The organism is Actinoplanes sp. CA-051413 (genome assembly GCF_050955795.1).
GTDB lineage: Bacteria > Actinomycetota > Actinomycetes > Mycobacteriales > Micromonosporaceae > Actinoplanes.
This window is the reverse complement of sequence record NZ_CP192100.1, coordinates 440,857-453,048: the sequence shown is the minus strand read 5'-3', so window position 1 is coordinate 453,048 and position 12,192 is coordinate 440,857. Positions and strand designations below refer to the sequence as shown.

Annotated in this window: 13 protein-coding genes; 6 read left to right on the top strand and 7 right to left on the bottom strand. The window is 71.2% G+C overall.

Features of this window, described 5'->3' with window-relative positions; all coding sequences use genetic code 11:
• Positions 1-248 precede the first annotated feature (248 nt).
• Positions 249-899 carry a futalosine hydrolase gene (locus tag ACQP2Y_RS02160; protein WP_433731701.1) on the top strand — a complete coding sequence of 217 codons (651 nt, stop codon included), beginning with the start codon at positions 249-251 and terminating at the stop codon, positions 897-899.
• Between the two features lie 108 nt (positions 900-1,007).
• Positions 1,008-1,835, top strand: coding sequence for a 1,4-dihydroxy-6-naphthoate synthase (locus ACQP2Y_RS02155; RefSeq protein ID WP_433724059.1), 828 nt, complete (start codon positions 1,008-1,010; stop codon positions 1,833-1,835).
• Between the two features lie 220 nt (positions 1,836-2,055).
• On the opposite strand, the gene ACQP2Y_RS02150 is transcribed toward ACQP2Y_RS02155, so the two are convergent.
• Genes ACQP2Y_RS02150 through ACQP2Y_RS02140 form a run of 3 tightly spaced genes read right to left on the bottom strand, consistent with a single transcriptional unit; the run spans position 2,056 to position 3,321 of the window.
• On the bottom strand, positions 2,056-2,442 hold the full coding sequence (locus ACQP2Y_RS02150) for a cold-shock protein (RefSeq protein ID WP_433724057.1): 387 nt from the start codon (positions 2,440-2,442) through the stop codon (positions 2,056-2,058).
• A gap of 46 nt (positions 2,443-2,488) precedes the next feature.
• Positions 2,489-3,085, bottom strand: coding sequence for an HAD family hydrolase (locus ACQP2Y_RS02145; RefSeq protein ID WP_433731699.1), 597 nt, complete (start codon positions 3,083-3,085; stop codon positions 2,489-2,491).
• Positions 3,086-3,111: 26 nt separating this feature from the next.
• Entirely contained in the window at positions 3,112-3,321 is a 210-nt protein-coding gene (locus ACQP2Y_RS02140) for a hypothetical protein (protein ID WP_212991315.1), read from the bottom strand.
• Positions 3,322-3,404: 83 nt separating this feature from the next.
• Here ACQP2Y_RS02140 and ACQP2Y_RS02135 point away from each other — a divergent pair, with 83 nt between their 5' ends.
• Positions 3,405-5,843, top strand: a complete 2,439-nt coding sequence (locus ACQP2Y_RS02135; RefSeq protein WP_433724055.1) for a helicase-associated domain-containing protein — start codon at positions 3,405-3,407, stop codon at positions 5,841-5,843.
• 178 nt (positions 5,844-6,021) lie between these two features.
• A complete protein-coding gene (locus ACQP2Y_RS02130) occupies positions 6,022-7,683 on the top strand; it encodes a DNA repair helicase XPB (protein ID WP_433724053.1) in 1,662 nt (553 codons plus the stop codon).
• A gap of 4 nt (positions 7,684-7,687) precedes the next feature.
• Here the strand turns inward: ACQP2Y_RS02130 and ACQP2Y_RS02125 are convergent, their stop codons facing one another.
• From ACQP2Y_RS02125 to ligD (ACQP2Y_RS02110), 4 genes are read right to left on the bottom strand one after another with little or no spacing between them, the layout of a single operon-like run.
• The gene (locus ACQP2Y_RS02125) at positions 7,688-8,320 is read right to left on the bottom strand and encodes an HAAS signaling domain-containing protein (protein ID WP_433724051.1); all 633 of its coding nucleotides are present in this window, start codon (positions 8,318-8,320) and stop codon (positions 7,688-7,690) included.
• Positions 8,317-8,658, bottom strand: coding sequence for a PadR family transcriptional regulator (locus tag ACQP2Y_RS02120; RefSeq protein ID WP_212991311.1), 342 nt, complete (start codon positions 8,656-8,658; stop codon positions 8,317-8,319). Before ACQP2Y_RS02120 ends, ACQP2Y_RS02125 begins: the two co-directional genes overlap by 4 nt.
• A 32-nt stretch (positions 8,659-8,690) precedes the next feature.
• Positions 8,691-9,602 (bottom strand): non-homologous end-joining DNA ligase, encoded by a 912-nt coding sequence (gene ligD, locus ACQP2Y_RS02115; RefSeq protein ID WP_433724049.1) that lies wholly within the window; start codon positions 9,600-9,602, stop codon positions 8,691-8,693.
• Entirely contained in the window at positions 9,595-10,545 is a 951-nt protein-coding gene (gene ligD / locus ACQP2Y_RS02110; protein ID WP_433724047.1) for a non-homologous end-joining DNA ligase, read from the bottom strand. Before ligD (ACQP2Y_RS02110) ends, ligD (ACQP2Y_RS02115) begins: the two co-directional genes overlap by 8 nt.
• Positions 10,546-10,640: 95 nt before the next feature.
• Here ligD (ACQP2Y_RS02110) and ACQP2Y_RS02105 point away from each other — a divergent pair, with 95 nt between their 5' ends.
• Positions 10,641-11,675 (top strand): Ku protein, encoded by a 1,035-nt coding sequence (locus tag ACQP2Y_RS02105; protein WP_433724045.1) that lies wholly within the window; start codon positions 10,641-10,643, stop codon positions 11,673-11,675.
• Positions 11,676-11,688: 13 nt separating this feature from the next.
• The gene (locus ACQP2Y_RS02100; protein ID WP_360815215.1) at positions 11,689-12,177 is read left to right on the top strand and encodes an NUDIX domain-containing protein; all 489 of its coding nucleotides are present in this window, start codon (positions 11,689-11,691) and stop codon (positions 12,175-12,177) included.
• The last annotated feature ends 15 nt before the right edge of the window (positions 12,178-12,192 follow it).

Here is a 12,192-nt window from a genome sequence, read left to right as displayed (position 1 = left end):
CCCAGCCCGGCCAACCAACTCCCGCCGCCCAACCACATCAGGCCGGCCAGCCAACCCAGCCCGCCCAAGCAAGCCGATCTGCCCAGCCACACCGACCCGCGCAGCCAGGCCGAACCAGCCCGTCAAGCCAGCCCGGCCAGCCTGGCCGATCCGCCCAGCCAAACCAGCCCGGCGAGTCGAGCCAGCCCGGCGAGTCAAGCCAACCCGGCCAGCCAATCCAGCTAGCAAAGCCAAGCCAGCCCGCGCTGCTGGGTCGCTTGCTCATCGTCACCGCGGTGGAAGCGGAGGCCGCAGCGGTCCAAGCCGGCGTCGACACATCCGGCGCCGACCCCGACACGGTCGTCGTCGCCCCCGTAGGCGTCGGCCCGGCCGCCGCTGCCGCCGGTACAACCCGCCTACTCACCCTGGCCGAGGCCGCCGGCACCCCGTACCGCGCCGTCATCAGCGCCGGCATCGCCGGTGGTTTCCCCGGCCGTGCCGCCGTCGGAGCGACCGTCCTCGGTGCCCGGACGATCGCCGCCGACCTGGGCGCGGAATCCCCGGACGGCTTCCTCCCGGTCGATCAGCTCGGCTTCGGCAGCAACCTCCTCGAAGCCGACCCGACCCTGCTCAAGGCCCTGACCACCGCCCTACCGACCGCCATCGTCGGCGACATCCTCACCCTCGCCACCGTGACCGGCACCAACCAGACCGCCGCCACCTTGCAGGCCCGTCACCCACTAGCTGTGGCCGAGGCCATGGAGGGTTACGGCGTCGCCTGCGCCGCGCAGCTCGCCGGTGTCCCGTTCATTGAGCTACGCACCATCTCCAATCCCATCGGCCCAAGAGATCGGGCTGCCTGGCGCCTCCGGGAAGCATTCTCCGCGCTCACCGAGGCCGCCGCCGCAGCCTGTGGATAACTCTGTGGAAAACGGCCGGGGCACGGTGGTGTGGGCGAAACTACGTGTGGCAATGCAGACACCGTTCGTTGCGGGTGTCGGGGGTCCGGCGTCGTTACCGTGAGGGGCGTGGCGCTTTCTCTGGCGGTTTCGCCTTGTCCCAACGACACGTTCGTCTTCCATGCGCTTGTGCACGGTCTGATCCCTGGCGCCGAGCCGGTGGAGTTGACCTTCGCCGACGTGGACGTCACGAACACCGCAGCCGAGCGCGGCGCGTTCGACCTGGTCAAGGTCAGCTTCGCGGCGCTGCCGTGGCTGCTCGACGACTACGACCTGCTGCCCTGCGGCGGTGCGCTGGGACGGGGTTGTGGCCCGCTGGTGCTGACCCGCGGCGACGGCCGGTTCGCTGACGGCGACCTGTCCGGCGCGACGGTCGCTGTGCCCGGTGACCGCACGACGGCGTACCTGTTGTTCCGCCTCTGGTCGGAGAAGCACCCGCCCGCGCGCATCGAGGTCGTGCCGTTCCACCAGATCATGCCCGGGGTCGCCGAGGGCCGGTTCGACGCCGGCCTGGTGATCCACGAGGCGCGTTTCACCTACCCGCGGCACGGGCTGACCGCGCTGGTCGACCTCGGCGAGTGGTGGGAGGGCGACACCGGCCTGCCGATTCCGCTGGGTGCGATCCTGGCCCGCAAGGGTGCCGTGGATCCGGCCGAGGCGGCGGAGTGGATCCGCAAGTCGGTCAGCATGGCCTGGGCCAATCCCGACGCGAGCCGCGAGTTTGTGCTGAGCAATGCGCAGGAGATGGAGCCGGAGGTCGTGCAGCAGCACATCGGGCTCTATGTCAACGAGTTCACGCTCGACCTGGGGCAGCAAGGGTTCGCCGCGGCCGACGCTCTGCTCGGGCGGGCGGCCGCGGCGGGCATCACTCCGGCGGTCAAGCCGCTGGCCGGCTAGGCCGGCGGTCAAACCGCTGGCCGGTTAGGCCGGCGGTCAAACCGCTGGCCGGTTAGGCCGGCGGTCAAGCGGACACAAGGCCTGCCGCTCGCCCGGCCCAATGGGCAGCCCAGACCGAGCGGCAGCCCAGACCAAGCGGCAGCCCAGACCCGAGCAAACCGGCACAAGCAAAAGCCGGGCCGAGCAAAAGCCCGGCCCGGCAAACGCCCGCTCAAAAACCCTAGATCTCCAGCTCCCGAGCCACCGCATGCACAAGCTGCGCGACCTTCTCAGCCGTCCGCTTGTCCGGGTACTTCCCCCGCCGCAGATCAGGCTGGATCTTCGCCTCGATCACCTTGATCATGTCTTCGACCATGCCGTGCAGCTCGTCGGCGGGCCGGCGGCGCAGCTGGGCCATCGACGGCGGCGCGTCCAGCACCTTGACGCCCATCGCCTGGGCGCCCTTGCGGCTGTCCACCACACCGAATTCCAGCCGCTGACCCGCTTTCAGGTCCTCGGTCCCGGTGGGCAGGGCGCCCTTGGGCAGGAACACGTCCCCGCCCTCGTCACTGGTGACGAACCCGAAACCCTTCGCCGCGTCGTACCACTTCACTCGACCCGTGGGCACCGCTGACCTCGACTTCACTCATTGGACTCGATTGCTCACGGCAAGGTTATCCAGCGCCTGTGCCGGGCCCAACCGTTATCTTTCGCAGCAGCGCCGGGAAGGTGGTCAAGTCGGACAGCACGTGTGCCGCGCCGGCCTCTTTGAGCTCGTCCGCGCTGCATGGGCCGGTGGCCACGCCGATGCCCGGAACTCCGGCCGTCCGGGCCGCCACCATGTCTCCGACGTGGTCGCCCACGTACCACTTGACGCCGTGGGCCGTGAGAGCCGCAGCTTTGCCCTCGGCGAACAGGTCGCCGGCGAGTTCGTCGGCTTGCAGGCCCAGGTGCGCCAGGTGCAGGGCGGCGAGCCGGCCCAGCTTGGACGTGACAACCACCACACGAAAACCTTGATCCCGTACGGCGGTCAGCGCATCGACCGCTCCCGGGGTCGGGATCGTCGGCGTGATCGCGTAGTCCGGGTACAGGGCCCGGTACGTGGTGACCGCTTCCTCGACTTCCGCGGGCGGGAACCACTGGCTCATCTCGGTGCGCAGCGGTGGGCCCAGCCGGCTCACGGCCAGGTCGGCGTCGACCCACACGCCGGTCTTGGCCGTCAGGGCCCGGTAGGCCTCGCGGATCCCCGGCCGGGAGTCGATCAGGGTCATGTCCAGGTCGAATCCGACCGCCGGGGTCACGGCGTGGTGGTGGGGGTGTACGTCAGCTGGTCCACCGGCAGCGGGAACTCCTGGTCGTCACCGAACGGCGACGGCGCGGCCGGGCGGTCGGCGATCAGCTCGGAGACGGGCAGGTGCCCCTCCTTGATGCTGGACTCCCGGCCCGGCTTCTGGGTGGCGTGACCCTCCGCGACGGACGTGCCCGGCATCTTGTTGTCTGCCCCCACAGTTACTCCCCTTGGTATCTCGCCGGGTCCGGCCAAGCCCCGGACCCCTCACCATGCTCCCATGGCGGCTAGCGTTGAGAACGATGGCCACCGCATTCGCCGACCAGCTCCGGTCGCTCACCGATGACGCCCTGGGCGCGCTGATCCAGCTGCGCCCGGATCTCGTCGTGCCCGTGCCGTCCGACGTCTCCGCACTGGCCGTCCGCGCCCAGTCCCGGGGTTCGGTGGCCCGCTGCCTCGACGCGCTGGACGAGTTCACCCTCGCCGTGCTCGACGCCGCCCGGCTCAGCCGGGCCGAGGAGACCGCGCTGACCTCGGTGGCGGCCATCGTCGAGCTGGCCGCGGCCACGGTCGCCCCGGCGGACGTACGGGTGGCGATCGACCGGCTCCGCGCCCGGTTCCTGCTGCACGGCCCCGAGGATGCGCTGCAGATCGTCGGTGCGGTCGATGAGGTCACTTCGCCGTACCCCGCTGGTCTGGGCCGTCCCGCCGACTACCTGGACCCGCAGGCGGCGGTCCTGTGCGCGGACCGCGCGAAGCTGCGCCGGGCCGTGCTGGCCGCGCCGCCGGGCGCTCGGGCGGTGCTCGACCGGCTCGCGGCCGGGCCGCCGGTCGGCGCGCTGAGCTCGGGCGGCTCGGTCGCCGAGCCGGTGCAGTGGCTGATCGACCAGCACATTCTCGTCCCGGTCTCGGAGGCCGGCCGGGCGCCGCGGGCCGACGGTGAGCTCGTCGAGTTGCCGCGCGAGGTGGGTTTGCTGCTGCGTCGGGACTCCGGGCCGCTGGGCACGCTGCGGCCGCTGCCGCCGACGCCCGAGGGTCCGGTACGCGAGCCGAAGTCGGTCGATTCCGCCGGGGCCGGGCAGGCCATGGAGGCGGTCCGGCACGTCGAGACCCTGCTGGAGGCGCTGTCGACCGAGCCCGCGGCCGTGCTCAAGACCGGCGGGCTGGGCGTCCGCGACCTGAAGCGGCTGGCCCGTTCCGCGAATCTGGACGAGCCGGCGGCCGCGCTGCTGATCGAGGTGGCGTACGCGGCGGGCCTGCTCGGCGAGGCGGACGCGGCCGGCACCGGGCGGGGTGTCACCGCCAGCCGGGCGTCCGGGCTGGTCGACGAGATTTTCCTGCCCACCGGCGGTTACGACCTGTGGCGGGCGTTGAGCATCGCGCAGCGCTGGGAGGCGCTCGCGAACTCGTGGCTGGCGATGACCCGGCAGCCCGGTCTGATCGGGCAGCGTGACGACCGGGACCGGCCGATCAATCCGCTGGCCCCGGACGCCGAGCGGGCCGGCGCACCGCAGGCCCGCCGGGAGGTGCTGGCCGCTCTGGCCACACTCGCGCCTGGCACCGCACCGAAGGCCGACGAGGTGCTCGAGCTGCTGGCCTGGCAGGCCCCGCGTCGCGCTCGCGGCCGGGAGGCGGCCCACCGTGACGCCCTGACGGGGGCGGCCACGCTCGGCGTGACCGGGCTGGGCGCGCTCACCTCGTACGGGCGGCTGCTGCAGAACGAGGACGTGCCGACCGCCGACACCGATCCGCTGGGTGCCGGTCCGGGTGGCGGACGGGTGCCAGGCGCTTCCGACACCGTCCGCACGCTCGATGCACTGCTGCCCGCGCCCGTCGATCACGTGCTGGTCCAGGCCGATCTGTCGGTCGTCGTGCCCGGGCCGCCTGAGCCCGAGCTGGCCGCCGAGCTCGACGTCGTCGCCGAGCCCGAGTCCGCCGGCGGCGCGAGCGTCTACCGGGTCACCACGGCGAGTGTGCGCCGCGCCCTGGATGTCGGCTACAGCGCCGGTGACCTGCACGCGCTCTTACGGCGCCGGTCGCGGACCCCGGTGCCGCAGGCGATGACCTACCTGATCGACGACTCGGCCCGCAAGCACGGTGGCCTGCGCGCCGGCTCGGCCGGTTCCTACCTGCGCAGCGACGACGAGGCGCTGATCGCCGAGGTGCTGGCGGACAAGCGGCTGGGCACGCTGGCCCTGCGCCGGCTGGCTCCCACGGTGCTGTGCAGCCCGGTGCAGATCGCCCGGCTGCTGGGCGCGTTGCGGGACGCCGGTTTCGCCCCGGTCGCCGAGGACGCCGCCGGGTCGGCTGTGCTGGCCCGGCCGAAGGTGCGCCGCGCGGTGACCCGTACCCCGGTCTCGTCGCGGCTCGGTGAGCAGACCGGGTCCCCGATCCTGGCCGGCCCGCGGCTGGCCGGGGTGGTCGAGCAGATCCGGCGCGGGGATGTCGCGACCCGCGCGGCCCGCCGCGCGCCGGTCACCGTGCGGGCCGCGAATGGCCAGCAGGTGCCCGGACTGACCTCGGTGCAGGCGCACACGCAGGCGATGGCGGTGCTGCAGCAGGCGGTACGCGACAAAGCCCGCGTCTGGGTTGGTTACGTGGACTCGCACGGCGCGACGCTGTCGCGGCTGGTGCGGCCGGTGTCCCTGAGCGCGGGCTATCTGCGCGCCGAGGACGAACGGACGGAGACGTTGCACACCTTCGCGCTGCACCGGATCACAGCCGCGGTCGTGGAGGACTGACGGCCGGGACCGCGCGCCCCCGTTGCCCTGCTCGCGCGCGACCCGCCCGCCGTCCGATGGTGCTGCTTGCTTAAACGCCCGGCCTCACCGAAGCGTTGCACATGGGATCAACCTTCTTCGCTGGGTAGAACCCCGTGTCACACTGGAGGGTCTTCTCTCGCTCGTCGAAGGGCACCTGGTGACCGGCGGACCATTGATCGTCCAGTCCGACAAGACTCTGCTGCTGGAAGTCGACCATCCGGACGCGCAGGCGTGCCGGATGGCGATCGCCCCGTTCGCGGAGCTGGAGCGCTCCCCCGAGCACGTGCACACCTACCGGCTGACGCCGCTGGGCCTGTGGAACGCGCGCGCCGCCGGGCACGACGCGGAGAGCGTGGTCGACTCTCTGATCAAGTTCTCCCGCTACCCGGTGCCGCACGCGCTGCTGGTCGACGTGGCCGACACCATGGACCGCTACGGCCGGTTGCAGCTGATCAACGACCCCTCGCACGGGCTGGTCCTGCGCGGGCTGGACAAGATCGTGCTGATCGAGGTGGCCAAGAGCAAGAAGCTGGCCGGCATGCTCGGCGCGCGGCTCGACGATGAGACGATCGCGGTGCATGCCTCGGAGCGGGGCCGGCTCAAGCAGGCGCTGCTCAAGCTGGGCTGGCCGGCCGAGGACCTGGCCGGTTACGTGGACGGCGAGGCCCACGAGATCGACCTGGCCCAGGACGGCTGGACTCTGCGGTCGTACCAGCAGGAGGCGGTGGACGGCTTCTGGGCCGGCGGCTCCGGCGTGGTCGTGCTGCCCTGTGGCGCCGGCAAGACGCTGGTCGGGGCGGCCGCGATGGCCACCGCCAAGGCGACCACGCTGATCCTGGTGACCAACACGGTCGCCGGCCGGCAGTGGAAGCGTGAGCTGGTCGCCCGCACCTCGCTGACCGAGGACGAGATCGGTGAGTACAGCGGCGAGCGCAAGGAGATCCGCCCGGTCACCATCGCGACGTACCAGGTGCTGACCTCGCGGCGCGGCGGCGCGTTCACCCACCTCGACCTGTTCGGCGCCCGCGACTGGGGCCTGGTCATCTACGACGAGGTGCACCTGCTGCCGGCGCCGATCTTCCGCTTCACCGCCGACCTCCAAGCCCGCCGCCGGCTGGGCCTGACCGCGACGCTGGTCCGCGAGGACGGCCGCGAGGGCGACGTGTTCTCGCTGATCGGCCCGAAGCGCTACGACGCGCCCTGGAAGGACATCGAGGCGCAGGGCTGGATCGCCCCGGCCGAGTGCACCGAGGTCCGGGTCACGCTGACCGACGCCGAGCGCATGACGTACGCGGTGACCGAGGCCGAAGAGCGCTACCGGGTGGCGGCGACCGCCCGCACCAAGCTCCCGGTGGTCCGCGCGCTGGTCGAGAAGCACCCGAACGAGCAGGTGCTGGTGATCGGCGGCTACATCGACCAGCTGCACCAGCTCGGCGAATACCTCGACGCCCCGATCGTGCAGGGCTCGACGACCAACAAGGAACGCGAGCGGCTGTTCGACGAGTTCCGCTCGGGCTCGCTGAAGACGCTGGTGATCTCCAAGGTCGGCAACTTCAGCATCGACCTGCCCGAGGCGGCCGTGGCGATCCAGGTCTCCGGCACGTTCGGCTCCCGGCAGGAGGAGGCCCAGCGCCTCGGCCGGGTGCTGCGCCCGAAGGCCGACGGCCGCCAGGCGCACTTCTACACGGTGGTGTCCCGCGACACGATCGACACCGAGTACGCCGCGCACCGCCAGCGCTTCCTGGCCGAGCAGGGCTACGCGTACACGATCGTGGACGCCGACGACGTGCTCGGCCCGCCGTTGCCGCAGGTCGACTGACCGGTCACTCGACGGTCGGCGGCACCGGGACGACGTCCGGCGCATCGGGCTCCAGCGGGGCCTCGGTGCCCGGCACCACGCTCACCGCGGGGGCGTCGACGGAGGCGCTCCGGGTCAGCAGGAAGGCCCCGGCCATGCAGCCGAGCAGGACGAAGACGACGACGGCGATCGCGACCCCGATCACCACCCGCAGCCCGCTGCTGTCCCCGGGCTTGCGGGTCGGCGGCGGCGGCGCGAACGGCGGTCCGGCCACCGGCGGCGGCGCATATGAAGCACGGGCGAAGCCGGGGTCGGGCGTGAACGGGCCGGCGTAGGCGGGCGGCGGCGAGTCCGGCGGCGGCGCGACAGCCGGTAGCGGCCGTCGCGCGGCGCTGGTCGCTCCGGCGTACGAGAGCACCGGCTCGGCCATGCCGGCCTCCTCGTACGCCGCGGCCGCGACGACCTCCGGGCTGCCCAGCCGTTCCAGCAGCTCCAGGAGCTCGCCCTCGGAGGTCACGCCCCGTTCCACACGCTCGTTGCTGATGTGCGCCGCGATCTCCGCGAGCAGTTCGCGGCGCTGGAGCACCGGCAGGCCGGTGAGCCGCAGCTCCAGCTCGTGCAGATACTCCGCCACGGCGTCGTTGGTCTTGTCGCTCATGCCCCACCGGTCCCTACGAGACGGTCGACGGTCTGTCGAAAGGAAACCCACTCCGAGCGGAAGTGCTCGAGTGCCGACCGCCCGCTGTCGGTGAGCGCGTAGTAGCGCCGCGGCGGCCCGGACGGCGACTCGCTCCACTTGCTGTCCAGCCAACCCACCCGGCGCAAGCGGGACAGCAGCGGATAGATCGTGCCCTCGGAGGCGGCGAGGTTCCGTTCCTCACCGAAGCGCCGGACGATCTCCGTGCCGTAGCGGTCCTCGTGCTCGACCATGGCGAGCACACAGAACTCGAGCGTCCCGCGCCGGAGGCTGGTGGAGAGTTGCGCGACGTCGGCCATGCGCCACACGGTACCTTGCCACGCAAGGTACCTCAACGAGTCGGTACGGCCGGTCCGGGTTCCAGCAGGTCAGCCAGCAGATCGCCGTGGGCTTCGACGCGCTCCAGCACTTCGGCGGCACCGAACTGCCGGGCCGGTTCGGAGCCCAGCGCCATCTCCGCGACCTCGTCCCAGGTCAGCGGCGTCGAGGCGGTCGGGCTGTCCTGGGCCCGCAGCGAGTACGGCGCCACCGTGGTCTTCGCCGCGTTGTTCTGACTCCAGTCGATGAACACCTTGCCGGGCCGGACCGCCTTGGCCATCTTGGCCGTGATCGACCCCGGCACCTGCGCGGACAGCTCCTCGGCCACCCGCTTGGCATAACCCGAGACCGTCTCGGCGTCCTGGGTGCCGGAGATCGGCACGCAGAGCTGCATGCCCTTCTTGCCCGAGGTCTTGGGGTAGGCGGTGAGGCCGTCATCGGCGAGCCGGTCGCGCATCAGCATCGCGACGCCGCAGCATTCCTTGAGCGCGGCCGGTGCGCCCGGGTCGAGGTCGACCACCAGCAGGTCGGGATCCGCGCCGATCCGCCACTGCGGGGTGTGCAGCTCCAGCGAGGCGAGATTGGCCACCCAGACCAGGGTGGCCAGCTCGTCGACGACCACGAAGTCGATGGTCTCGCGATCCTTGGTCGAGCCGGGCACGGGCAGCGTCTCCAGCCGTACCCACGACGGGGTCCCGCCGGGTGCGTTCTTCTCGAAGAAGTGCATGCCGTCGACGCCGTTCGGATAGCGGATCCGGGTCAGCGCGCGGTCCTTGAGATGGGGCAGCAGCACGGGCGCGATCCGGGTGTAGTAGTCGATCACCTCACCCTTGGTGAAGCCGACCGCCGGATACATCACCTTGTCGAGGTTGGACACCTCGAGGTCGCGGCCTTCGATCTGCACCGCATATCGCTGCCTAACCATCGTCGTCCTCCTCGGCGCACTCGTCCGGAGACTTATCCGGGCGCAGCCGCAGGAAACGCGGGAACCGCAGCCGGCCGTCCGGGGTCCGGTTGCCGTACCGCACCTCGGTGACCAGCTCCGGCCGCACCCAGTGCGCACCCCGGGCGTCCTCGCGGGGCACCGCGCCGGGCAGGAACGGCGACTCCCGGGTCTCCAGCGGCGCCAGCACCGACAACAGCTCGCGCTCGGCGGCCGCCCCGATGCCGCCGCCGACCCGGCCACGGAACCGCAGCTGCCCGTCCGGACCCGGTACGCCCACCAGCAGGCCACCGAGCTTACGCACCCCGGCCCGCCAGCCACCGATGACGTAGTCCCCGGTCCGGTCGAACTTGACCTTGATCCAGTCCGGTGACCGGGCCCCCGGCAGGTACGCCGAGTCCAGCCGCTTGGCCACGACACCCTCGAGGCGGTTCTCCCGGGCAGCCGCCTCGGTGGCGGCCCCGTCCGTGAACGCCGGGGGCACCATCCAGGAGCCGCTGCCCAGGTCGAGGCTCTCCAGGTGCCCCCGCCGCTCCACGTACGGAACGTCGAGCAGGGACTGATCGCCGTACCGGAGCAGGTCGAAGATCATGTAGGTGACCGGCAGGGTCACCGCCAGCCGGGCCGCCCGGCCGGGATCACGGACGTGCATCCGCTCGGCCAGCGCGGTGAACGACGGCCGCCCGGCCGCGTCCAGCACCACCATCTCGCCGTCCAGCAGTGATCCGGGCGGCAGCGACAGGCCGGTGACCTCGGGATATGCCAGCGTCACCGCGGCGCCCGAGCGCGCCCACAGCTGCGGCGGCCCCTCGGTGAACGACGACAGCACGCGTACGCCGTCCCACTTGAACTCGTAGCTCCAGCCCGGCCCACGGGGCAGCGTGCCCGCGGTAGCGAGCATCGGCGAGAGCGGCGCACCCGGCACCTGATCACCATAGGCACCAGCGAACACCTTACGCAGGCGTCTCTCTAATGCCATTCTTGATCTGGGGACTGCTCACGGGTGGGTTGGAGAAGCTAATGCGTGCGATCTGGAAGGGCGCGGTCTCGTTCGGCCTGGTGTCGATCGCCGTGAAGCTCTTCTCCGCGACGGAGGAGAAGGACATCCGGTTCCACCAGGTGCACCGCACCGACGGCGGCCGGATCAAATACAAGCGCACCTGCTCGATCGACGGCGAGGAGGTGACCTACGACGACATCGCCAAGGGTTACGACCTCGGCGGCGGCGAGATGGTCATCCTGACCGACGAGGACTTCGCCGAGCTCCCGCTGACCACCTCGCGGGCGATCGACGTGCTGCAGTTCGTGCCGGCCGAGCAGATCGACCCGCTGCTGTTCGCCAAGGCCTACTACCTCGAGCCCGAGGGCCAGGCCGCGAAGCCGTACGTGCTGCTCAGGGACGCGCTGACCGAGTCCGACCGGGTCGCGATCGTCAAGGTCGCACTGCGCCAGCGCGAGCAGCTGGCCACCCTGCGGGTGCACGACGACGTGCTGGTGCTCAACACGATGCTCTGGCCCGACGAGGTCCGCACGCCCGACTTCGGCTTCCTCGACGAGGACATCGAGACCCGCCCGGCTGAGCTGGCGATGGCCAGCTCGCTGATCGACTCGATGGCCGGCAGCTTCAAGGCCGACGAGTTCACCGACAACTACCGGGCCGCCTTGCAGGAGGTCATCGACGCCAAGGTCGAGGGCCGCGAGATCGTCGCGCCGGAGGAGGCCGAGGAGGCGCCGGCCGCCGCCGTCGACCTGATGGCCGCGCTCAAGGCCAGCGTCGAACGCGCCAAGAAGGCCCGCGGCGAGGCCCCGGAAGAACGGGCCCGGGAGATCGGCGCCACCCCGATCGGCGCGGCCAAGTCGGTCGCCAAAAAAACCTCATCCGGTACGGCTACCAAGTCGGCAACCGCAAAAAAGGCCGCCCCGGCGAAGAAGTCGGCAGCGGCCAAGAAAACTCCAGCCGCGAAGGCGACTGCCGCGCCCGCCAAGACCACAGCGGCGAAGAAGGCTCCGGCAAAGAAGGCCACTGCCACGAAGGCGGCGAAGAAGTCGGCCTGACTACGCTGGTCCGGTGGCATTGACGTGGGATGAGTCCTATCTGGGTCGGGTACGGACGAGGGTCGGCGACACCGACACGATTCTGTTCGTGGGAGCGCGGGGTGTGATCCTCGACGAGCAGAACAGACTTCTGCTGATCCAGCGGTCCGACAATCACCGCTGGGCGATCCCGGCGGGCGCGATGGAGCTGGGCGAGAGCATGGAGGACTGTGCGATCCGTGAGGTCTGGGAGGAGACCGGCCTGCGCGCGACCTCGCTGACGCCGTTCGCCTTCTACACGTCGTACACGTACACCAACGAGTGGGGCCACACCTACCAGCAGATCCTGATGTCGTTCCGGATCCACACCTGGGAGGGCGAGCTGCTGAAGGTGACCGAGGAGTCGGTGGACGCCGGCTTCTTCCCGCTGGACGCGCTGCCTGGGCCCAAGTCACCGATCATCGACGAGGTGCTGGCCGACCTGGCGTCCTTCGAGGCCACCGGCCGGATGGTTCTGAAGTAGGCGTTCCCCGACGGG

Bases quoted from the DNA above. Each gene is read 5' to 3' on its own strand.
- ACQP2Y_RS02145 (WP_433731699.1), bottom strand. From the start codon at position 3,085: ATGACCCTGATCGACTCCCGGCCGGGGATCCGCGAGGCCTACCGGGCC.
- ACQP2Y_RS02135 (WP_433724055.1), top strand. From the start codon at position 3,405: ATGGCCACCGCATTCGCCGACCAGCTCCGGTCGCTCACCGATGACGCC.
- ACQP2Y_RS02125 (WP_433724051.1), bottom strand. From the start codon at position 8,320: ATGAGCGACAAGACCAACGACGCCGTGGCGGAGTATCTGCACGAGCTG.
- ACQP2Y_RS02120 (WP_212991311.1), bottom strand. From the start codon at position 8,658: ATGGCCGACGTCGCGCAACTCTCCACCAGCCTCCGGCGCGGGACGCTC.
- ligD (WP_433724049.1), bottom strand. From the start codon at position 9,602: ATGGTTAGGCAGCGATATGCGGTGCAGATCGAAGGCCGCGACCTCGAG.
- ACQP2Y_RS02105 (WP_433724045.1), top strand. From the start codon at position 10,641: ATGCGTGCGATCTGGAAGGGCGCGGTCTCGTTCGGCCTGGTGTCGATC.